General features: G+C 64.8%; 18 protein-coding genes, 1 tRNA gene and 1 riboswitch. Of the genes, 12 read left to right on the plus strand and 7 right to left on the minus strand.

Features of this window, described 5'->3' with window-relative positions; genetic code table 11:
• Positions 1-109: 109 nt before the first annotated feature.
• From edd to ssb, 6 genes are all read right to left on the minus strand, one after another.
• Positions 110-1948 (minus strand): phosphogluconate dehydratase, encoded by a 1839-nt coding sequence (edd, locus tag DY926_RS11080; RefSeq protein WP_116703428.1) that lies wholly within the window; start codon positions 1946-1948, stop codon positions 110-112.
• A gap of 463 nt (positions 1949-2411) precedes the next feature.
• A tRNA-Lys gene (locus DY926_RS11085) sits at positions 2412-2487 on the minus strand.
• Positions 2488-2737: 250 nt separating this feature from the next.
• Positions 2738-3229 carry a peptidylprolyl isomerase gene (locus tag DY926_RS11090; RefSeq protein ID WP_116703429.1) on the minus strand — a complete coding sequence of 164 codons (492 nt, stop codon included), beginning with the start codon at positions 3227-3229 and terminating at the stop codon, positions 2738-2740.
• A 62-nt stretch (positions 3230-3291) separates the two neighbouring features.
• Entirely contained in the window at positions 3292-3804 is a 513-nt protein-coding gene (gene coaD, locus DY926_RS11095; RefSeq protein ID WP_116703441.1) for a pantetheine-phosphate adenylyltransferase, read from the minus strand.
• A complete protein-coding gene (gyrA, locus tag DY926_RS11100; RefSeq protein WP_116703430.1) occupies positions 3797-6595 on the minus strand; it encodes a DNA gyrase subunit A in 2799 nt (932 codons plus the stop codon). The genes coaD and gyrA overlap by 8 nt, the downstream gene beginning before the upstream one ends.
• Before the next feature lie 154 nt (positions 6596-6749).
• Positions 6750-7310, minus strand: a complete 561-nt coding sequence (gene ssb, locus DY926_RS11105; RefSeq protein WP_116703431.1) for a single-stranded DNA-binding protein — start codon at positions 7308-7310, stop codon at positions 6750-6752.
• A gap of 276 nt (positions 7311-7586) precedes the next feature.
• On the opposite strand from ssb, the gene uvrA reads away from it, so the two are divergent.
• From uvrA to speE, 3 genes are all read left to right on the plus strand, one after another.
• Positions 7587-10613, plus strand: a complete 3027-nt coding sequence (gene uvrA, locus DY926_RS11110) for an excinuclease ABC subunit UvrA (protein ID WP_116703432.1) — start codon at positions 7587-7589, stop codon at positions 10611-10613.
• A gap of 160 nt (positions 10614-10773) precedes the next feature.
• Positions 10774-11238: an adenosylmethionine decarboxylase gene (gene speD, locus DY926_RS11115; RefSeq protein WP_025437442.1), complete on the plus strand. Its 465-nt coding sequence runs from the start codon at positions 10774-10776 to the stop codon at positions 11236-11238.
• Positions 11239-11368: 130 nt separating this feature from the next.
• Positions 11369-12232, plus strand: coding sequence for a polyamine aminopropyltransferase (gene speE / locus DY926_RS11120; protein ID WP_116703433.1), 864 nt, complete (start codon positions 11369-11371; stop codon positions 12230-12232).
• Between the two features lie 170 nt (positions 12233-12402).
• Here speE and DY926_RS11125 read toward each other — a convergent pair whose 3' ends face one another.
• Entirely contained in the window at positions 12403-12714 is a 312-nt protein-coding gene (locus tag DY926_RS11125; protein ID WP_116703442.1) for a putative quinol monooxygenase, read from the minus strand.
• A 124-nt stretch (positions 12715-12838) separates the two neighbouring features.
• A riboswitch (glycine riboswitch) is annotated at positions 12839-12926 on the plus strand.
• Between the two features lie 263 nt (positions 12927-13189).
• On the opposite strand from DY926_RS11125, the gene gcvT reads away from it, so the two are divergent.
• From gcvT to DY926_RS11170, 9 genes are all read left to right on the plus strand, one after another.
• Positions 13190-14326, plus strand: a complete 1137-nt coding sequence (gene gcvT, locus DY926_RS11130) for a glycine cleavage system aminomethyltransferase GcvT (RefSeq protein WP_116703434.1) — start codon at positions 13190-13192, stop codon at positions 14324-14326.
• Between the two features lie 45 nt (positions 14327-14371).
• Positions 14372-14737 (plus strand): glycine cleavage system protein GcvH, encoded by a 366-nt coding sequence (gcvH, locus tag DY926_RS11135; protein WP_116703443.1) that lies wholly within the window; start codon positions 14372-14374, stop codon positions 14735-14737.
• Between the two features lie 28 nt (positions 14738-14765).
• Complete coding sequence (gene gcvP / locus DY926_RS11140) at positions 14766-17660, plus strand: aminomethyl-transferring glycine dehydrogenase (protein ID WP_116703435.1); 2895 nt, start codon at positions 14766-14768, stop codon at positions 17658-17660.
• 301 nt (positions 17661-17961) lie between these two features.
• Positions 17962-18552, plus strand: coding sequence for a TetR/AcrR family transcriptional regulator (locus DY926_RS11145; RefSeq protein ID WP_116703436.1), 591 nt, complete (start codon positions 17962-17964; stop codon positions 18550-18552).
• Positions 18549-18755, plus strand: coding sequence for a DUF3311 domain-containing protein (locus tag DY926_RS11150; protein WP_116703437.1), 207 nt, complete (start codon positions 18549-18551; stop codon positions 18753-18755). Before DY926_RS11145 ends, DY926_RS11150 begins: the two co-directional genes overlap by 4 nt.
• Positions 18752-20122 (plus strand): sodium:solute symporter family protein, encoded by a 1371-nt coding sequence (locus DY926_RS11155; protein WP_116703438.1) that lies wholly within the window; start codon positions 18752-18754, stop codon positions 20120-20122. Before DY926_RS11150 ends, DY926_RS11155 begins: the two co-directional genes overlap by 4 nt.
• Before the next feature lie 31 nt (positions 20123-20153).
• Positions 20154-21185: an adenosine deaminase gene (gene add, locus DY926_RS11160; protein WP_116703439.1), complete on the plus strand. Its 1032-nt coding sequence runs from the start codon at positions 20154-20156 to the stop codon at positions 21183-21185.
• Between the two features lie 240 nt (positions 21186-21425).
• Positions 21426-22481 carry an ABC transporter substrate-binding protein gene (locus tag DY926_RS11165; protein WP_116703440.1) on the plus strand — a complete coding sequence of 352 codons (1056 nt, stop codon included), beginning with the start codon at positions 21426-21428 and terminating at the stop codon, positions 22479-22481.
• A 5-nt stretch (positions 22482-22486) separates the two neighbouring features.
• Positions 22487-22828, plus strand: a 342-nt coding sequence (locus tag DY926_RS11170; protein WP_148707764.1) for an iron chelate uptake ABC transporter family permease subunit, incomplete at its 3' end; no start/stop codon positions are given.

Consider the following 22828-nt stretch of genomic DNA (forward strand, 5'->3'; position numbering starts at 1 on the left):
GTCGTGGATGACCAGTACCGGAATGACCGGGGCAAGGGTCATGATGTCTTCAATGCGGGCCATGTCGGGCTCCTTTTTTTGTAACGTTCGCGGCGTGTGGGCCGGGGGTTCAGGCGTCTATTTGTGCCGCCATGTGGTCCATGGAGGCAAGGATGGCCGAAGCCCCCTGTTCGGGCATGTCCACATTCCCGCGCATGAGCGCGAACAGTTCGCGCCCCGTGCCGAACTGCGGCGCGGGCGGGCGGGACGGCGTGCGACCGGCCAGTTCCGTGGCTGACACCAGAACCTCGATCACGCCGGTCTGTGCGCACACGCGCACCATGTCCCCATCACGCAGCAGCGACAGCGGGCCGCCCACATAGGCTTCCGGCCCGATATGGATGGCGGCAGGCACCTTGCCGCTGGCGCCGGACATGCGGCCATCGGTCACGAGGGCGACCTTGTGCCCCCGGTCCTGCAATACGGCCAGGGTGGGGGTGAGCTTGTGCAGTTCGGGCATGCCGTTGGCCGCCGGGCCCTGGAAACGCACCACGACCACTACGTCACGGTCCAGCTTTCCATCGCGGAAGGCGTGCAGCACGTCTTCCTGATGGTCGAAGACCGCCGCCGGGGCCTCGATCGTCCAGCGTTCGGGGGCGACGGAACTGGTCTTGTAGATGCCTCGCCCCAGATTGCCCTCCATCAGCCGCATGCCGCCATCGGCGCGGAAGGGGTTGGCGGGCGCGCGCAGGATGCTCTCATCGGTCGAGGGGCCAGCTTCCTCCCATACCAGCCTGTCATCACGCATGTGCGGCATGGTGCGGTACGCGGCAAAGCCACCCTTCGCCACGGTCATGATATCGGGGTGCAGCAGGCCCGCATCCAGCAGGGAGCCGATCAGGCTGGGCATGCCACCCACCGCGTGGAAGGCGTTCACGTCCTCCGACCCGTTGGGATAGACGCGGGTAAGCTGCGGCACGATGGAGGAGAGCTGGTCCAGATCGCTCCAGTCGATCACGATGCCCGCCGCCCGCGCGATGGCAGGCAGGTGGATGGCGAGGTTGGTGGACCCGCCCGTGGCCAGCAGCCCCACGGCCGCGTTGACAATGGCGCGCTCATCCACGCACTGGCCCAGCGGGCGGTAGTCATCGCCCCGCGCGCCGATCTCGTTCAGGCGGTGGATGGCCGCGCGGGTCAGTTCCTGCCGCAGCCTGGTGTTGGGCGGCACGAAGGAGGAACCGGGCAGGTGCAGCCCCATGACCTCCATGAGCATCTGGTTGGTGTTGGCCGTGCCGTAGAAGGTGCAGGTGCCCGGCGCGTGGTAGGAATCCGATTCCGCGTCCATCAGCCGGTCCTTGCCCACCTTGCCCTCGGCATAAAGCTGGCGGATGCGCTGCTTTTCGCTGTTGGGCAGGCCCGAGGGCATGGGGCCGGAGGGGATCAGGATGGCGGGCAGGTGGCCAAAGCGCAGCGCGCCGATCAGCAGGCCGGGCACGATCTTGTCGCAGATGCCCAGCATCGCGACACCTTCATACATGCCATGGCTCAGCCCGACCGCCGTGGACAGGGCGATCACGTCACGGCTGAACAGCGAGATTTCCATGCCCGGCTGGCCCTGCGTCACGCCATCGCACATGGCGGGCGTGCCGCCGGCCACCTGCGCGGTGCCCCCGACCTCACGCGCGAAGAGCTTGATCTGGTCAGGATAGCGGCCATAGGGCTGATGGGCCGAAAGCATGTCGTTATATGACGTGATGATGCCCACATTCATGCCCCGCGCGCCGCGCAGGCCCGATTTGTCATCCCCCGCCGCGGCGATGGCGTGCGCAAGGTTGCCGCAGGCCAGCCGGGGGCGGCTGATGCCGTTTTCACGCTCCCGGGCGATCAGATCCAGATAGGCGCGGCGGGTGCCAGCCGAACGGGCGATGACCCGTTCGGTCACGGCAGTCAGGACAGGGTGCAGGCTCATGGACTCTCACAGACATTGATAGGCCCGGCCGCATGCGGGGCCGGGTTCGCCATCCATTGCGCCAGCAACGACAGCGGGTTTGAAGCGACCGGAATGCGCGAATATTTCATGGTCGCATGGCAACGGTCATATATTTTATAAAACGCCCCCGGATCAAGACATAAAATTATAAAATAAATCACAAAATCATAACTTAATTATTAAAGCGAACGAAGTGAGGTACGAAAGCGAACATCCGGCCCCACGGATATGTTGCCTTTCGGGCAATCCATGCCGTGCACACACCAGCGCGTGCAGGGCTTGTCGCCCATAAAATTATTATATTTGAATATCTTATGACAGTCCGGCCCCTCGGTTCCCGTCCGGCGGGGCGAACATGCGCAATGCGCGCGCGGATGCGCGAAACGGCAGACCCTCTTGGGGCGCGTGGCAGATATGGCATTGGGGAAAAGGGGGCAGGAAATGGTGAGCCGGGTGGGATTCGAACCCACGACCATTCGATTAAAAGTCGAATGCTCTACCGACTGAGCTACCGGCTCACAGCATCTGCATGGCAGGCGGATACATGCTGGAACCTGTGTCCAGCCGCCTTGGGCAGGTCTCTAAACATCCTGTGCGGGGGTGTCAACCTGTGCGGGACTGGCAATGGGCGATGCAGGGCGGGAAAATATTCCAGCCACCACCGCCATGACGCCACAGCCCCGGCAGCCCCCGGTATCATACGCTACGTCCGGGTTATCCCGTAAGCGTGGATATCCCCCCGCCACGAATGGCGGGGGAAGGGCCGGATCAGCCCTCGGCGTCGGCGGGACGCATGCGGATGATGCGGTCAGGATCCTGCACCATGCCGCTCTGGCCCGAGCCGCGCTTGATCTGGTCGATGTGGTCCATGCCTTCGATCACCTGGCCCACGATGGTGTACTGGCCATCAAGGTGGGGGGAGGGCTCGAACATGATGAAGAACTGGCTGTTGGCGCTGTCCGGGTTCATGGTGCGGGCCATGCCCACCGTGCCGCGTTCGAACTTGGCCTTGTTGGTGAACTCGGCCTTCAGGTCCGGCAGCTTGCTGCCCGATGTGCCGGTGCCCGTCGGGTCGCCGCCCTGCGCCATGAAGCCATGGATCACGCGGTGGAAGGGCGTGTTGTCATAAAAGCCTTCGGCCGCCAGCGTGCGGATACGCTCGGCCGCCAGCGGCGCGATATCGGGACGCAGGCGGATCACCACCCGTCCTGTCTTGAGATCGACGTTGATCAGGTCGGACTTGTTTTCTGTAGCAGACATCGTGATCCGTTTCGTAAATGAAGATGTGGGAAAGCCGGGCCGCTCACGCCCCCCGGCTTCTGTCAGCCGCGCAGGCGGCTCAGGATGTGCCTGCGCGTAAAGGGTGGGACAAAGGCGGAAATGTCCCCATCCAGCCGGGCTATTTCCTTCACCAGCCGGGAGGAGATGTACTGGTGCCCCTCCCGCGCCATGAGGAACAGCGTATCAATGTCAGGGGCCAGATGCTGGTTCATCCCAAACATCTGGTTCTCGTATTCGAAATCCGCAACCGCCCGCAGCCCGCGAATGATTGCATGCGCCCCATGCGTACGCGCCGCATGCACCACCAGCCCGGTAAAACCCACCACGGTAATGGGTGTGGCGCGCCCGGCATTGAGCGGGGCGATATCGGTGCGCAGGCAGAGTATCCGCTCCTCCAGCGGGAGGAGGGGATGCTTGTCGCGGTTTTCGGCCACGCCGATCACCAGCCGGTCCATAAGCCCCGCCGCACGTTCGATAATATCCATATGCCCGCTGGTGACGGGATCGAACGTGCCCGGATAGAAGCCGGTGCGCGAAGCCGGGGCCTCAGTCATCGTGGCCTGCATCGGGCGCGGGCGGGGTGTCGCCATTGGGGGCAGCGGTTTCATCCGCCGCGTCCTCATCCCCGTCCCCGTCATCCATGACCGGGAAGACGCTGGTGACTTCCTCGGTATCGTCCAGGCGGAACAGGGTCACGCCGCTGGCCTGGCGCGACATGATGCGCACTTGGTCGATGGGCAGGCGGATCAGGCGGCCCGCGTCGGTCACCAGCATGACATCCGTGCCATCCAGCACCGGCAGTGTCGCCACCACGGCGTTGCCGCGCTTGTTGGCGGAGAACGTCATGTTGTTGATGCCCTGCCCGCCGCGCCCGCTCACCCGGTAGTCATAGGCCGAGGACCGGCGGCCAAAGCCCGCGTTGCTGACGATCAGCAGTACTTCCTCGGCGGCTTCCAGCTCGGCGAAGCGCTCGGCGTCCAGCGGCATGTCACCACTGTCCTCGCCTTCCTCCATCGTCACGGGTTCGTCCGCTTCCTCGCCTTCATGCGCGGCTTCGGCGCGGCGGCGGGCATTGGCCATGCGCAGGTAGGCGGCGCGTTCTTCCACCGTGGCCTCGACGTGGTTGAGCACGCACAGGCTGTTCACGCTGTCACCTTCGGCCAGCTTGATGCCGCGCACGCCCGAACTGCCACGCCCGGCAAAGACGCGCAGCGTCTCGTCCGTGATCTGGAAGCGGATGCAGCGCGCGTTGCGGGTGCCAAGGAATACGTCCTGCCCCTCGCGGCAGGTGGCGACGCCGATCAGCCGGTCATTGTCATCCAGCTTCATCGCGATCAGGCCCGATGAGCGGATGTTGCGGAAGTCGCTCAGCCGGTTGCGCCGCACGCTGCCCGACGCCGTGGCGAAGACAAGGTGCAGGTTCTCCCACAGGTCTTCATCCTGCGGCAGGGGCAGTACGGCGGTGATGGTGTCACCGCCCAGGTCGGGCAGCAGGTTGACCAGCGCGCGGCCCTTGGCGGTGGGGCTGGCTTCGGGCAGGCGCCACACCTTCTCACGGTAGGCCTTGCCGCCCGATGAGAAGAACAGCACCCACTGGTGGGTATGCGCGTTGAAGGACCGCACGATGATGTCGTCACCCCGGCGGCCCGCCGCCGTGCGGCCACGGCCGCCACGGTTCTGCGCGCGGAAGATGTCCAGCGGCGTGCGCTTGATGAAGCCTTCACGCGTGATGGTAACGACCATCTGCCCCGGCTCGATCAGGCTTTCATCGGTCTGGTCGCCCGCGTAATCGGCAATGTCGGTCGCGCGCGGGGTGGCCAGTTCGGCACGGATGGCGGCCAGTTCGTTGCACATGACCTCCATGCGGCGGGGGCGGCTGGCGATGATGTCCAGCAGGTCATTGATGCGGACCGCGACTTCGGAGAGTTCCTGCTGGATCTTGTCACGCTCCAGCCCGGTCAGGCGCTGCAGGCGCAGTTCAAGGATGCCGCGCGCCTGCGCTTCCGTCAGGTGGACCCTGCCGTCAACGATGACATTGCCCTCGTCATGGATCAGTTTCAGCAGCGGGGCCACATCGGCCGCGTCCCATGCCCGCTCCATCAGCGCGGTGCGCGCGGCGGCCGTGTCGGGCGCGGCGCGGATCAGGGCGATCACGGCGTCGATATTGGCCACCGCGATGACCAGCCCCACCAGCAGGTGCCCACGGTCACGTGCCTTGTTCAGGTCAAAGCGCGCGCGGCGCAGGATGACTTCCTCACGGAAGCGGATGAACGCTTCCAGCACGTCCTTCAGCCCCATGAGGCGCGGCTGCCCGCCATCAAGGGCCAGCATGTTCACGCCGAACGAGGTCTGGAGCTGCGTGAAGCGGTAGAGCTGGTTCAGCACCACCTCCGGCGTCGCCTCGCGCTTGATCTCGATGACGATGCGCATGCCCGAACGGTCGCTCTCGTCACGGATGTCGGAAATGCCCTCGACCTGCTTGGTGCGCACCAGGTCCGCGATGCGCTCCTGCAGCGTGGCCTTGTTTACCTGATACGGGATTTCGGTAACGATGATGGCCTTGCGGTCCTTGCGGATTTCCTCGATCTCGGCCTTGGCGCGGATGATGACCGAGCCGCGCCCCGTCTCGAACGCGCTGCGGATGCCCGCCCTGCCAAGGATGGTGCCGCCGGTGGGAAAATCCGGGCCGGGTACGTATTCCAGCAGGTCATCGAGCGTCATGTCCGGGCGCGCGATCAGCGCCAGCGTGGCGTCAATGATCTCGCCGGGGTTGTGCGGCGGGATGTTGGTCGCCATGCCCACCGCGATGCCCGATGCGCCATTGACCAGCAGGTTGGGGAAGGCGGCGGGCAGGATCTGGGGTTCCTGCTCGCTTTCGTCATAGTTGGGCTGGAAATCGACCGTATCGCGGTCGATGTCGTCCAGCAGGAAGGACGCGGCCTTGGCCAGGCGTGCTTCGGTATAACGCATGGCGGCGGGCGAATCCCCGTCCACCGAGCCGAAATTGCCCTGCCCGTCGATCAGCTTCACCCGCATCGACCATGACTGCGCCATGCGCACCATGGCGTCGTAGATGGAGGAGTCGCCATGCGGGTGGTATTTACCCATCACGTCACCGACCGCGCGGGCCGATTTGCGGTAGGGCTTGTCGTGCGTGAACCCGCTTTCGCGCATGGAATACAGGATGCGGCGATGGACCGGCTTCAGCCCGTCACGCACGTCCGGCAGGGCGCGGCTGACAATGACGGACATCGCATAGGCCAGATAGGAGGAGCGCATCTCCTCCTCGATCGTGACCGGCAGCATGGCGGACGGGGGCAGGGGATCGTCGGGTATCTCGGTCAAGGCAGTTCCGTCATGTCAGGGTTATCCCGCCCGTCGCGGCCGCGCGGGCGCAAGGGCGGGACAGAAGGCAGGCATGGCCCGCCGCGCGGCGGCCATCATGTCCCTGCGTGCATATAGCATGGCCAGCGGCCCGGCGCGAAGCGCCGCCGGGGCTTTAGAACGGGATTTCATCATCCAGGTCGCTGCCACCGGCCGGGGCGTCCCAGCCGCCGCCAGTGCTGCCACCGCCGCCACCGGCCGGGCGGTCATTGTTGCGCTGGGGCTGGCTGCGGGCGGGTGCGCTGTAGCCACCGCCGCTGCCGCCACCATAGCCACCACCGCCATAGCCGCCGCCCATGTCGTCACCGCCGCCTTCGCCGCCGCGGTTGCTGTCCAGCAGCACCAGGTCGCCACGGAAGCGGTCCACCACCACCTCGGTCGTGTAGCGGTCCTGGCCGCTCTGGTCGGTCCATTTGCGGGTCTGGAGCGAGCCCTCCAGATAGACCTTGCGGCCCTTGCGCAGGAAGCGCTCGGCCACATCGCCGATCCGTTCGTTGAAGATGACCACCCGGTGCCATTCGGTCCGCTCGCGGCGTTCGCCCGAGGCGCGGTCATTCCATGTGTCGCTGGTTGCCAGTGTGAGCGAGACGATCTTCGCCCCGCTCTGGCTGGTGCGGACCTCCGGGTCCTTGCCCAGATTGCCCACGAGAATGACCTTGTTGACGCTGCCCGCCATATGCTGTCCTGCTGCAGTTCGAGTATGGGACCGGCAGATACGGGCCGGGAGCCCCTGCCGGGAGCCGCGCTGGCCGCCTGCTGGCGGCTGGCACGGAATATGCGCGGTGATCCTACAGGAAACTCCTCCTGTTGGCGAGGGCGGGCGCGTGGCGGGTGCATGGCATGCCCGGTGGCCCTTGTCGTGGCGGGTGGGGGAAGCCAGATATGGAACCAGCCGGCATGTCCAGGCCGGGCGGCATCCGGTTCCCCGCGGGGAACGGAACAGGGAGAGTTCATGAGCATTTCTTCACGCCCGGCGCAGGTTCCGGCGGGCCAGCATGTCAGCCAGCAGTCAATCCGCGTGCGGGGTGCCCGGGCGCATAACCTGAAAAATGTGGATGTCGACATCCCTCGTGATGCGCTGACGGTCATGACCGGGCTGTCCGGGTCGGGCAAGTCGTCACTTGCGTTCGATACGGTCTATGCCGAGGGGCAGCGACGTTACGTGGAGAGCCTCTCGGCTTACGCGCGCCAGTTCCTTGAACTCATGGGCAAGCCGGATGTCGATTCGATCGAGGGCCTGTCCCCCGCCATTTCCATCGAGCAGAAGACCACATCCAAGAATCCCCGCTCCACCGTCGGCACCGTGACGGAGGTGCATGACTACATGCGCCTGCTGTGGGCGCGCGCGGGCGTGCCCTATTCCCCCGCCACCGGCCTGCCGATCGAGGCGCAGACGATCAGCCAGATGGTGGACCGCGTCATGGCCATGCCCGAGGGCACGCGGCTCATGCTGCTGGCCCCGGTGCTGCGTGACCGCAAGGGCGAATGTAAAAAGGAACTGGCCGAACTCCAGCGCAAGGGCTTCACCCGCGCAAAGGTGGATGGCACGCTTTACGCCATTGATGAGGTGCCGGATCTCAACCGCCGCCTGCGCCATACGGTGGAGGCCGTGGTGGACCGCGTGGTGGTGAAGGAGGGAATCGAGAGCCGTCTGGCCGACAGTTTCGAGACCGCGCTCGGCCTGTCCGATGGTCTGGTCTATGCCGAGGAAGTGGTGAAGAACGCGCCCGAGGGCAGCGAGCCGCCGCGCACGGTGTTTTCCTCCCGCTTCGCATGTCCCGTCAGCGGCTTCACGCTGGAGGAGGTCGAACCCCGCCTGTTCTCCTTCAACGCGCCGCAGGGGGCCTGCCCCGCCTGTGACGGGATCGGGCAGGAAACGTTTTTCGACCCCCGCCTGATCGTACCTGACGAATCGCTCTCGCTCGCAGCCGGGGCCATCGCGCCGTGGCGCAACAGCCAGAGCCCGTATTACACCCAGACCCTTGCCGCCATCGCCGCGCATTATGGCGTGTCGATGGATACGCCGTGGGAAGACCTGCCCGAGGGCGTGCGCGACGTGATCCTTGATGGCGGGAAGGACCCGATCGAGTTCACCTATCGTGACGAACGGCGCAGCTACAGCCTGACCAAGCCGTTCGAGGGTATCGTGACCAACCTGCGCCGCCGCATGGCGGAGACCGACAGCGTATGGGTGCGTGAGGAACTGTCGCGCTACCAGTCCGAAAAGCCCTGCCATGTGTGTGACGGCGCGCGCCTGCGGCCCGAAGCGCTGTCCGTGCGGGTGGCGGGCATGAATATCGCACAGGCATCGGACATGCCGATCAGCAGGGCGCTGGAATGGTTTGGCACGGTGGAGGCCACGCTCACGCCCCAGCGCGCCGAGATCGCACGCCGCATATTGCGCGAAATCCTTGACCGGCTGCGCTTCCTTGATGATGTGGGGCTGGATTACCTGACACTTTCACGCGGCTCGGCCACGCTTTCGGGCGGGGAGAGCCAGCGCATCCGGCTGGCCAGCCAGATCGGTTCTGGCCTGACCGGCGTGCTGTATGTGCTTGATGAACCCTCCATCGGCCTGCACCAGCGCGATAACGAACGCCTGCTGGGCACGCTGGATCGGCTCAAGAAGCTGGGCAACACGCTCATCGTGGTCGAGCATGATGAAGACGCCATCCGTGCCGCTGACTGGCTGATCGACATGGGGCCGGGCGCTGGCGTGAATGGCGGGCATATCGTCGCCGCCGGTACCCCGCAGGAAGTGGCCGCGAACCCTGACAGCCTGACCGGCGCGTATCTTTCGGGCCGCAGGTGCATTCCCGTGCCGACCGAGCGCAGGAAGATCGACCCCGCGCGCGAACTGGTGCTGCGCGGGGCCACGGGCAACAACCTGAAGGATGTGACGGCGCATTTCCCGCTGGGCACGTTCACCTGTGTGACCGGCGTCTCGGGTGGCGGCAAGTCCACGCTGGTGATTGATACGCTCTACAAGGCCCTGTCGCGCCGCCTGATGGGCTCGGGCCAGAACCCCGCGCCGTATGAGGCGATTGACGGGCTCGAGCAGCTCGACAAGATCATCGACATCGACCAGTCGCCCATCGGGCGCACCCCGCGCTCCAACCCCGCCACCTATACCGACCTGTTCGGCCCCATTCGTGACTGGTTTGCCGAACTGCCCGAGAGCAAGGCGCGCGGCTACAAGCCGGGTCGCTTCTCGTTCAACGTCAAGGGCGGGCGGTGCGAGGCGTGTCAGGGCGATGGCGTGCTGAAGATCGAGATGCACTTCCTGCCCGATGTGTTCGTCACCTGCGATACCTGCAAGGGCGCGCGCTACAATCGCGAGACGCTGGATGTGAAGTTCCGGGGCAAGTCCATTGCCGATGTGCTGGCCATGTCGGTGGATGAGGCGCTGCCCTATTTCTCCGCCGTGCCGCGCATCCATGACCGGCTGGCCATATTGCAGAAGGTGGGGCTGGGTTACGTGGCGCTGGGCCAGCAGGCCACCACCCTTTCGGGCGGTGAGGCGCAGCGCGTCAAGCTGTCCAAGGAACTGGCGCGCCGAGCCACGGGGCGCACGCTCTACATCCTCGATGAACCGACCACCGGCCTGCATACGGAAGACGTGCGCAAGTTGCTCGAGGTGCTGCACGCGCTGGTGGACCAGGGCAACACCGTGGTGGTGATCGAGCATAACCTCGAGGTCATCAAGACCGCCGACTGGGTGATCGACATGGGGCCGGAGGGCGGTGATGGCGGTGGCCAGATCGTGGCCAGCGGCACGCCCGAACAGGTCGCGGCCTGCCCCGCCAGCCACACCGGGCGATTCCTGCGCCCGCTGCTGGAGAACAGGCCGCTTGTGCCGGTTAAGGCCCCGCCAGCCCCGGCGAAGGGGCGCGGCAGAAAAGCCACAGTGGCATCTGCGGAAAAGGACGTAAAAAAGCAGGCAAAACCGGCAAAAACCCGGCGTAAAACGGCAAAGTAAGCCAAAGTTTGCAGCCCGTGGGGGAGGGAGGTCAGAAAAAAACCGGGCCGATGATGCGAAAAACACTTGCATCGCACCATCGGCAGGCCCTATCAGCGCCTCTCTTGGCCCAAGGGGGCAATCTTGCCCAACAGGCTATCTACTGGTTTTGGGGTACGTGATGAACGCACTTGCTCAACTGGGGATGGTCTCGGAACACCCGAGCGATAACCAGATTTCTTCAGCGCCGTTTTCGTCCGAGGACGACCGGAAGGACTACTTCGTCGAGAAAGACGGGATGAAGTTTGCGGGAACGCACCTTCTCGTTGATCTTTGGGATGCCCGGAATCTTGATGATCCGGAGCAGATCGACCGTACCCTGTGTGAGGCCGCCGTAACGGCCGGGGCCACGATCCTGCACAGCCATTTCCACCACTTCACGCCCAATGGCGGCGTGTCGGGCGTGGTGGTGCTGGCGGAAAGCCACATCTCGATCCACACATGGCCCGAGCGGAATTTCGCCGCCGTGGATATTTTCATGTGTGGGGCGTGCGACCCGCACCTTGCCATTCCGGTCATGCAGCGCCTGTTCCAGGCGGGCCGGATCGAGGTGGACGAGCAGCGCCGCGGGCGCGTCCAGCTCTAGCACGCCATGGCCGGGGTGGCGTTTGCCCATGCCCGGCAATCCCAGGCGTAATAATTGAAGGCGCGGGCCGGATGCATGTCCGGCCCGTGTTTTTTCGTGTGTATTGATTGAGGACGGAAGGGGAACCGCAATGTCCCGTGAGTGGATCAGCGAGGGCCTGTACGAAGGCTGGCGGCAGGAACTGCGTGTGGACCGGCTGCTGGCGCGGACGAAAAGCGCGTTTCAGGATATTGCCGTGTTCGAGAATGTCGATCTCGGCCGGGTCCTGATGCTTGATGGCGTGGTCCAGATCACCGAGCGGGATGAGTTCGTCTATCAGGAAATGCTGACCCATGTGCCCCTGCTGGAGCATGGCGATGCGAAGCGCGTGCTGATCATCGGCGCGGGTGACGGCGGCGTGCTGCGCCGTGTGCTTGAGCACAACACGGTGGAAAAGGCCGTGATGGTCGAGATTGATGGCGAGGTGATCGAGCTGTCAAAGAAATTCCTGCCTTCCATCGCCGGGGATGCATGGAACGACCCGCGCGCCGAGGTGATCGTGGGTGACGGGATCGAATACGTCACCAACGCAGCCGATGGCGCGTTCGATGTCATCATCGTGGACAGCACCGATCCGATCGGCGTGGGCGAGGTGCTGTTTACCGATTCGTTCTACAAGCACTGCGCGCGCATCCTCAGCGCCAACGGCATTATCGTGAACCAGTGCGGCGTGCCGTTCATGCAGGCTGATGAACTGCGTGACACCAGCGCGCGCCGGGCGCAGTTCTTCGCCCATGTCTCGGCCTATGTCGCGGCGGTGCCGACTTATGTCGGCGGGTTCATGACGCTGGGTGTCGCGGCCAAGGGTGCGGTGCCGGGCCGCCAGCCGGTCGATGTGATCCGTGCCCGTGCCGAGAAGGCCGGTATTGGTGCGGCGTGCCGTTACTGGACGCCGGAGATGCATGTCGCCTCCTTCGTCCTGCCGCCCTATATCGCGAAGAACCTGCCGCGCTGAGTGTGCGGGCAGGCTGATAGAACAGGGAAAGCTTATGGCGCCGCCTTTTTCAAAAAAGGCGGCGCTACCTGAAGCTCTCCCCTGGCTGGCGGAAGGGTCCGTAAGGCGCCTGTCCTGCCAGCCCCTTGGCGTTTTCGCCCCCGGTGCAGGGGCGCGGGCCAGAGGCCCGTTCAGGCTTTTGGTGCGTGGCGGGCGGCCTTGCGCACGCTGATTTCCTTGACCTCCAGATCCTTCACCCCATCGGCAAAGACCTTGAAGTGCGGCGTGGCGAGGTGGGTCTCGAACGCGGCTTCGTCTTCATAGACTTCGACGAGGATGACGGTCTGCGGGTCATCGAGCGGGCTTACGGCCTCAAAGCGTAGGCACCCCTTTTCATCGGAGACCGAGCGTTCGCTGTCATAGGCGCACAGTTCGAGAAAACGCGTGCGGTTTTCAGTGGAAACGCGGAATTCCGCCACAATGGTCAACGGGCTTGTGGTCATGGCCGGGCTCTCCTTTTCATGTTCCGGGTCCGGCACCATACGCATGCGCGCGGCGGGTGATGCAAACCCGTATCATGCCGGTTTTCATGGATTGACTTGGCGCATCCTGTCATGTCAAGTCAGGTCTGTCGACACGGGAGAGACTGGCCCCGCGCCAGCGCCGAAGGAGCAACCGCCCCGGAAACTCTCAGGCCAAAGGACCGGTCGGCCGAGACTTCTGGAAAGAGGTGTCCCTTGGCGGACACCCGCCGACGGGATAGCGATCTCAGGCACATGCGACAGAAGGGGCACTTAAGGATCCACCCGGATTCGACAGGAGTGCCGCCGTGTCCGTCCCGTTGCCTGACCGTATTCCCTTTCGTTCCCCGTTTTCCATTCCCCGTTCCGCTGGCGCGTATCGTGTTGGCCTGACGTCATGCGCGCATGCGTGTGGCCGTGCCTGCGCGCATGCGGACATGCACAAGGCCCGGCCCGCATGAACCACCAGCCCCTGCTGCGCACCCCGCTTTACGACCTGCATCTTGAACTCGGTGCCCGCATGGTGCCGTTTGCCGGTTACGAAATGCCGGTCCAGTACCCCGCCGGTGTCATGGCCGAACACCTGCACACGCGTGCGCAGGCGGGGCTGTTTGATGTCTCGCATATGGGGCAGGTGCGCATCCGCCCCCGTTCGGGGCAGGTGGCGGATGCCGCCCGCGCGCTTGAGGCACTGGTGCCCGCCGATATTGTCGGCCTGCGCGCCGGCCGCCAGCGTTACGCCCTGTTCATGACGCCCGATGGCGGCATTAGCGATGACCTGATGGTCACCAACATGGGGGAGTGGCTGCTGCTGGTGGTCAACGCGGCGTGCAAGCATGCGGATTTCGCCCATGTGCATGAAGCGTTGGCGGATAGCTGCACGGTTGAGATGCTGTCCAGCCGCGCGCTCATCGCCCTGCAGGGCCCGGCGGCTGAGGCGGCGCTGGCCGGGCTGAACCCGGCGGCGGCGGACATGCGCTTCATGGATGTGGCGGAGATGGAACTGGCGGGCGTGCCCTGCATCGTTTCACGCTCCGGCTATACGGGTGAGGACGGATATGAAATCGGCATGCCGGACAGCGATGCGGCCACGGTTGCGCGCGCGCTGCTGGCGCGGCCTGGTGTCGCGCCCGTCGGCCTGGGCGCGCGTGACAGCCTGCGGCTGGAGGCCGGGCTGTGCCTGTACGGCACCGATATCGACCTGACCACCACCCCGGTCGAGGCCGCGCTGGAATGGTCCATACAGAAAAGCCGCAAGCCCGGAGGTGCGCGTGCGGGTGGCTATCCCGGCGCCCCGATCGTGGCGGACCAGCTGGCTGATGGCCCGTCGCGCCGCCGCGTGGGCCTGCGGGCCGAAGGGCGCGCGCCCGTGCGGGGTGGCGCCGAACTCTTTGCCGATGAGGCGGGTGCGCTCCCGGCGGGGCGTGTCACCTCCGGCGCGTTTGGCCCCAGCGTCAACGCCCCCGTGGCCATGGGCTATGTGGCGCGCGACCTGTCCGCCCCCGGCACGCGCCTTTTCGCCGCCGTGCGCGGGCGGCTGCTGCCGGTGCAGGTGACGGCGCTGCCGTTTGTCCCGCCCACGTTCCGCCGCTAGGCCCCGCGTTTTTTTACCGAACTTCCAGATCAATGGAGCATGAGCATGACGGTCTATTACACGAAAGAGCATGAATGGCTGCGCGTTGAGGGGGATGTGGCCGTAATCGGCATCACGCCCCACGCGGCGAACGAACTGGGCGAACTGGTCTTTGCCGAGGCCCGCGACCCCGGCACCACCGTCGAGCAGGGCGACAGCGTGGCCGTGGTGGAATCGGTCAAGGCGGCGTCGGACATCTACGCCCCGATCACGGGTGATGTGCTCTCCTTCAACGAGGCGCTGGCCGATGACGCCGCCCTCGTCAACCGCGACCCGGAAGGCGAAGGCTGGATCGTGCGCATGACCATGGCCGACCCCAGGCAGCTTGATGGCCTGCTGGACGCCGCCACCTACGCCGCGCTGGTTGGCTGACCCCATTTTCCCTTTCACCTGACGGAGTATGCTGGCCGTGACGTCTTCCTCCTGCGGTTCTTCTTCCCTGTGGCATGGTCTGGGCGATGATGCCGGTGCGTTCTGCGCCCGCCATGTCGGGCCGGATGCGCAAGACGTGGCCGGGATGCTGCGTGTGGTGGGGGCTGACACGCTTGACAGCCTGATGGCTCAGACCGTGCCCGACAGCATCCGCCTGCATGGCGCGATGGGTCTGGGCCATGGCGTGCCCGAACACGTGGCGCTGGCGCGGCTGCGCACTATTGCGGCGGAAAACCGGGTCCTGACATCACTGATCGGCCAGGGCTATTACGACACGATCCTGCCCTCCGTGATCCAGCGCAACGTGCTGGAAAACCCGGCCTGGTACACGGCCTATACCCCCTATCAGCCCGAAATCAGCCAGGGGCGGCTTGAAGCCCTGCTCAATTTCCAGACGCTGGTCATCGAACTGACCGGGCTGGAAGTGGCCAATGCCTCCCTGCTGGATGAAGGCACGGCGGCGGCCGAGGCCATGGCCATGGCGCGGCGCGTCTCCAAAAGCAGGGCCACAGCCTTTTTTGTCGATGCCGACTGCCACCCGCAGACCATCGCAGTGCTGCGCACTCGCGCCGAGCCGATGGGCTGGCAGCTCGTGCTGGGTGACCCCGCGACCGATCTGGACCCGCAGGCGGTGTTTGGCGCGCTGTTCCAGTATCCCGGCTCCACCGGGGAACTGCGCGACCCGCGCGCATGGATTGAAAGCCTGCATGCGGCGGGTGGCATTGCGGCGGTCTGCGCGGACCCGATGGCGCTCATGCTGGTGGAAAGCCCCGGCGCGCTGGGGGCGGACATCGCGGTAGGCACCATGCAGCGTTATGGCATGCCGATGGGGGCCGGTGGCCCGCACGCGGCCTACATGGCGGTGCGGGATGCGCTGCGCCGGAACATTCCGGGGCGGATCGTAGGCGTGTCCGTCGATTCGCGCGGCAAGCCTGCCTACCGCCTGGCGCTCCAGACGCGCGAGCAGCATATCCGCCGCGAAAAGGCGACATCGAACATCTGCACGGCACAGGCGCTGCCTGCCATCGTCTCGTCCATGTACGCGCTGTACCATGGTCCGGCGGGGCTGAAGGCCATTGCCGGGCGCATCCACGGCCTGACCGCCATTGCGGCGGCGGGGCTGCGCGCGCTGGGCTGCACGGTTGTCACGCAGGCGTTCTTTGACACGCTGAAGGTGAAGACCGGCGGCCAGACCGATGCGGTCATTGCCCGTGCACTGGAAGCAGGCATGAACCTGCGCCGCGTGGATGACGCGCATATTGGCATCAGCCTCGATGAGACCTCCACCCCCGATACCGTGCGCGCCATATGGCGCAGCGTCAGCGGGGATGAGGCCGCGGTGGCACGGGTCGAGGCCGGGCTTGGCACGGTGGACCGCGCCATTCCGGCGGACCTTGCGCGCAAGGGTGAATTCCTGACGCAGCCGATCTTCTCCGCCTGCCGGTCGGAAACCGACATGCTGCGCTACCTGCGCCGCCTGGCGGACCGTGACCTTGCGCTGGACCGCACCATGATCCCGCTTGGCTCATGCACCATGAAGCTGAACGCCACGGCGGAAATGCTGCCCATTACATGGCCGGAATTCTGCAATATCCACCCCTTCGCCCCGGCGGACCAGATGCGGGGCTATACGCGCCTGTTCACCGATCTCGAGCGCATGCTGTGCCGGATCAGCGGTTACGCGGCGGTGTCGCTCCAGCCCAATTCCGGCGCGCAGGGTGAATTCGCGGGGCTTATGGCCATTCGCGGCTATCACCATGCCCGTGGCGATGCGGGGCGTGACGTGTGCCTGATCCCGGCTTCCGCCCATGGCACCAACCCCGCTTCCGCGCAGATGGCGGGGATGCGGGTGGTCGTGGTGGCCTGTGACGGGCAGGGCAATGTCGATATGGACGACCTGAAGGCCAAGATCGCGAAGCACGCGCCGCAACTGGCCGCCATCATGATCACCTATCCCTCCACCCACGGGGTGTTTGAGGAGAATGTGCGTGAAATCTGTGATCTGGTCCATGCGGCGGGTGGTCAGGTCTATGTGGATGGCGCGAACCTGAACGCGCAGGTCGGTCTGGCGCAGCCGGGTGTGTATGGCGGTGATGTCAGCCATTTCAACCTGCACAAGACATTCTGCATCCCCCATGGCGGGGGTGGTCCCGGCATGGGGCCGATTGGCGTGGGCGCGCATCTGGCCCCCTACCTGCCCGGCGCGCCGCAGCGGGGGGAGGCCAATGCCATTTCCGCCGCGCCGTTCGGCTCGGCCGATGTGCTGCCCATTTCATGGATGTACATGGTCATGATGGGGGATGAGGGGCTGAAGCGCGCCACCGGCATCGCGATCCTGAACTCCAACTACATCGCCACCCGCCTGTCCGGCCATTATCCGGTGCTGTACCGGGGTGCGCAGGGGCGGGTGGCGCATGAATGCATCATCGACCTGCGTCCGCTCAAGGACGAGACCGGGGTTACGGTGGATGACATCGCCAAGCGCCTGATCGACCATGGCTTCCATGCGCCCACGGTCAGCTTTCCCGTGGCGGGCACGTTCATGATCGAGCCGACCGAATCCGAAAGCCGGGCGGAACTGGATCGTTTCTGTGATGCGATGATTGCCATCCGCGCGGAAATCGCCGCCGTGGCGGCGGGTGAGATGGGCATTGAACAAAGCCCCTTGCGCCATGCCCCGCACACCGTGCGCGACCTGACCGACCCGGACTGGAACCGTGCCTATGACCGTGCGGCCGCCTGCCTGCCCGGCGCGGTGGCGCCCGCCAGCAAATACTGGTCGCCCGTCAACCGGCTGGACAATGCGTATGGTGACCGCAACCTCGTCTGCTCGTGCCCGGATACGGGCAGCTATATGGACTAGGCACAGGCCTGCCGATCCATTGAACTGCATGGCGCTGCGTGACGGCAATCACGCGGCGCCATGCATATCCGGCTGAACCGTTCCTGATGTTCTGAATATCTGTCAGGACAGTTGGAGCCATGCCGGGCTGTGAGAAATCACCTCTCTTGAACATGAATGGGGCGTCATGGGCATGGGCCGCTGTGGCCTGTGCCAGATGCCCGCCATGATACGACAGATATAAACGTTACGATATGTGTGCGTAATTGACTCGCCTGCCCACTTGTGACACACCTGTGTCACAACTGCATGTGTGTGTCATATGTTACGTGAAGAATATGCCGCCCTGACCCGACAGCGCATTATCGACTGCTTCATCGCCCTGATTGAAGAAACGGATGATGTCACGGTCTCGACCTCCGCCGTTGCAAAGAAGGCGGATGTGTCTTTGCGGACTGTCTATCGGTATTTCCCCTCGCGTGATGATCTGCTGCATGCAACGGGCGAGTGGCTGAATTCGGAAGTTTTCGGGCTGGTATCCGGCACCAGTGAACAGGAACTGGTGCAGGGGTTCCGTATGGCTGCGGAGAAATTCGACAGCCGCCCCAATCTTGCCCGCATCCTTGCCCTGACCCGTATCGGGCGCTCCATGCGCATGCCGTTCCGTAATGAACTGGCAAGCCGGCGGCGCGCGGCATTGTGGCGTGACGCGCCCGATGTGCCACCAGCGGCCCGGTTGCGGGCGGAAGCTGTCGTGGCCTGTCTGGATAACGTGCTGTCGTGGCTTACGCTGAAGGAAGAATTCGGCATGGACGGCAGGGACGCGGGCGCGGTCGTCAGTTGGGCGATCGAACTTGTCCTGCGCGAAACCCGTGCCGAAGCTAGCAGGCATGACGGGACGGAACCGTCATGAGCCCGCAGCGTCAGTCAGGCCGGCCGGGTTGGCGGCGTGTTGCGCTGGGGCTGGGTGTTCCGTTCATAGCCATTGTTTGCGTTGCGCCGTTTCTGGGCCGCCTGCCATGGACCATCATGGGTATCCCGGTCATCCTGGTCTGGATGTTCGTCTGGTTCCCGCTGACATCTCTGTGCCTGTGGCTGTGTGAGCAACGGCCATGATGGCGGGGATCGTGGCGTGCGTTGTGCTTGTGTCACTTGGCGCGGCCTGCCTTGCCCGGGTGCGTTCGCGGCATCTGTCGGTGGAAACGCTGCTGGTGGCGGACAGGGCGCTGCCCGCGCCCATGCTGTTCATCCTGACTGTGGGGGAAATCTACAGTATCGGGTCGATCGTCGCCTTTCCCGCCGGGCTGTACGCCCACGGAATCAGTTATGGATACTGGTTTCTTGGTTATCTTCTGCTGGCATTTCCGGTCGGGTATTTTGTCGGTCCCGCCATATGGGAACGGGCCCGGCGTTATGATGCCTGCACGGTGCCCGAAGTGTTCGGCAGGCATTTCAGGAGTGTCGTGTTCGAGCGCCTGACGGCATGGGGCTGCATTGCCGCACTGGTGCCGTGGGGGCAGTTCCAGTTTATCGGGCTGCGGGCGACACTGGGCATGATGGGTCTGTCTGGCGCACCGGCGGCGGGGCTGGCGGGGTGCGCCGTCATCGCCTTTGCCTATGTGGCATTGGGCGGCATGCGTGCATCGACCTATGTCGCGTTTCTCAAGGACAGCCTGATGCTGTTCGGGATCGCGGCTGTCGGTATCGCGGCAATCTGCGCGCAATATGGCGGGGCAGGGGCCTATGTTGCCCAGCCTGTGGCGTTCCGTCAGCCTGCCGTGACCGATCTGGTCTTTGCCGTCAGTACGATTGTCTATCAGGGCGTTGGCTTCTATTTCCAGCCATCCGTAACCCCGTACCTGTTTACGGCGCGTTCGGCGCGGGCGGTGCGTAAAGCCATGGTGTTCATGCCGCTTTACATGCTGATGTATCCCTTTGCGGTATTCGCAACGTATTTTGCCATCCGTTCACTGCCGCCCGTGCATGATGTGAACGGGGTGTTTTTCCATGTGGCGAATGTGCTGCTGCCTGCATGGGTGGTGGCGCTGGTCATGGCGGGCGCGGTGCTGGCGGGGCTGCTGGTTCTGGCCGCGACATCACTGAATATCGCGGCAATGATGACACGCAGCATCATGCCGCGCCTTGCGCACGGCCACCCACGGCGGGCGATCAATCTGGGTGTCATCCTGTTTCTGGTCCTGGCGCTGGTGGCAACGGCGCATGCCCCCGCCATCATGCTGACCGCGCTGAACATCAGCGGTTATGTCGGCATCCAGTTTGCATCGTTGTGGTTTGTCGTCCTGCTGGACTGGCCTGTTTCGGCGCGTGTTGCGGGGGCAGGGGTCGTGTGCGGGGCCACGACCGCGATTGCCCTGTTCGCCAGTGGGCTGCCCGTGTGGGGCATCAATCCGGGTTTCATCGGGCTTCTTGTCAATTGTGCGGTTGTGTTCTGTCCGCTGTGGCGCAGGAACCGCGTTGCATGACGGCACCCGAAAAGGATGATCGAGTGTGAATATGGATGCGATTATACGGAAGATCCCGAAAATTGATCTTCATTGCCATCTGGCGGGCGCGGTGCGGGCCACGACGGTCATGGCCCTTGCGGCAAGGAATGATGTCGCACTGCCCACCACCGACCCGGATGCGTTTTACCGTTATGTGGATTTCTATGATTTCCTGTCCCGGCTTGAGGTTATTGGAAAGTGCATCGTCACGCGTGATGATTTCGCGCGCATAGCCTATGAGGCGATGGAGGACGGATACCGCCAGGGCAACCTGCGCTATGCCGAGTTCTTTTTCAGCCCCAACTACCATTATCCCCATGGGGTCCGGTACACGACAATGGTGGATGGCCTAATTGACGGCCTGCGGGCGGCGGAAGCGGAACTGGGTGTGGTCGGGCGACTGATCCCGGCCATCAACCGCGAACTCGGGCCGGATGCCGCCATGGCCATGGTCAGGGAGGTTGTGGCCAATCCGCGCGCGGAAGTCATCGGGATCGGCATGGACTGCGCGGAATGCAAGGGCCCGCCCGAACTGTTCCGCGATGCCTATGCACTGGCGCGCGCATCCGGGCTGCGCTGCACGGCCCATGCCTGTGAGGATAACCAGACACTGGAACAGGCGCCCCTCCGGAATGTCATGACGTGCCTTGACGTGCTGGGCTGTGACCGGATCGACCATGGCTATAACCTGCTGGCCGATCCTGAACTGGTCTGTCGCTGTCGTGAACGTGGCGTGGCGTTTACGGTCTGCCCGCAGACCTGTGTGCCCGAACGCCTGGAAAAGCGCTGGGCGTCCCTGAAGGCCATGGCGCAGGCGGGTCTGTCCATGGTGCCCTGCACCGATGACCCGACCATGTTCGCGACGGATATCGGGACGGCGTACGTCACCATGGCCCGCGTACTGTCACTGGACGTGCAGGCGGTGGCGGACCTGTCGCTGCGCACGATTGATGCGACATGGCTGCCCGATGCGGAAAAAGACGCCATGCGGAACGATTTCAGGCGGCAGATCGCATCACTGACCGGATCACATGACGCCTGACCGGACGGCCCTTAACATTCCGGCAGGGAAAACCGGAAACCGGGGCAGTCCTGTACCCGGCATCCGTATAAAAAGTGGCACCGCGTCGGAAACATGTCCGTAAAGCTCAGGTAATGTTGCTGCAGGCTGCATGTTCTATGCCATGGAGCGGGCCCCGCGTTCAGGAACTGATTGCGTCCCTTCGGTTCGGATATATATTCACAAGAATATAACTCACGCGGCCGGGCCGGGGGCGACGATATGGATTGGGGCAGACGGGGTATGATCGCGGGGGCGGTGGCCGGGGGCATTATGCTTGGTGCCCCGCTGCCGCCAGCCGCCATGGCGCGGGACATTACGGACATGGCGGGCCATGCCGTATCCGTGCCCGATCACCCCGACCGCATTGCCGACCTGTGGTTCGCCCATAATGAACTGCTGCTGATGCTGGGTGGCGCTGACAGGGTGGTCATGACCGTGGACCGCCCGCAGGCGCGGCCGTGGATGTACCGGGTCTTCCCGGCGCTGTACCGGGCGCAGGCGGTCAATGGTCCGCAGGTCAATGCCGAGACCCTGCTGCGTGAGCGGGTGGATCTTGTATTCGTGCCCGAGGCTTCGGCCACCATCGCGGCGTTCCGCGCGGTGGGCGTGCCGGTGCTCGTCTCCTCCTTTCAGGACGTGGACGGACTTCTGCGCGTGGTGGACATGACCGCAACCGCGCTGGGCACGGAGGCCGCGCGCGCCACGGCGGCGCAGTACCGCACCCTGATGCGGCAGACCGTAAGCGATGTGCGCGAACGCCTGTCCACCATTGCGGACAGTGCGCGCCCGCGTGTCCTGCACATACAATCGCTGCACCCGCTGCGGGTGGATGGGGCGCACAGCATTGTTGATGAATGGATCACCCTTGCCGGGGGGCGCAACGCCGCCGTGGGGGTGGAGGGGAACATGAAACCCGTCTCGGCCGAGCAGATCGCGGCATGGGACCCCGATGTCATCATCCTCGGCCCCGATAGCGGCGCGCTGGACACGGCGGCGGATGGGGGTATGTGGCAGAAGCTGCGGGCGGTGCGCACGGGGCGTGTCCTGAACAATCCCTCCGGCGTTTTCCCATGGGACCGGTATGGCAGCGAACTGCCGCTACAGATCCGCTGGGCCGCGAAAGCCCTGCATCCCGACCGCTTTGCCGATACCGATCCCGTTGGCATGACGTGTGATTTCTACCGCACCTATTTCCATTATGACCTGAGCCGCGCGGATGCGCAGCGTATCCTCGCCGGGCAGCCTCCCCAGCCCGCCGCGGGCGCGGGGCAGTGAGGCGGCTGCACCTGCGTGCGCCGGTTGTGGGGTGTCTGTGTCTCGTGGCGCTGATGGTGCTGGCGGGGGTGTCGGCCTGTGTGGGGCGGTTCCCGCTGCATCCGGGGCAGGTGCTGGGCGCACTGTTAGCGGCGGTGGGGCTGGGCGCTGGCGCACCGCCAGCCGATGCGGAACTGGTGCATACCATCCTGTTTGGCGCCCGCCTGCCGCGTATTGGCGGGGCGATGTGCGTGGGGGCCGCTCTTTCGGTGGCGGGGGCGGCGTATCAGGCCGTGTTCCGTAACCCGCTGGTCTCGCCCGGCCTGCTGGGCGTGCTGGCGGGGGCGGGCACCGGGGCGGCGCTGGGC

The sequence above is a fragment of the Komagataeibacter melaceti genome (assembly GCF_003403295.1).
Taxonomy (GTDB): Bacteria; Pseudomonadota; Alphaproteobacteria; order Acetobacterales; family Acetobacteraceae; genus Komagataeibacter; species Komagataeibacter melaceti.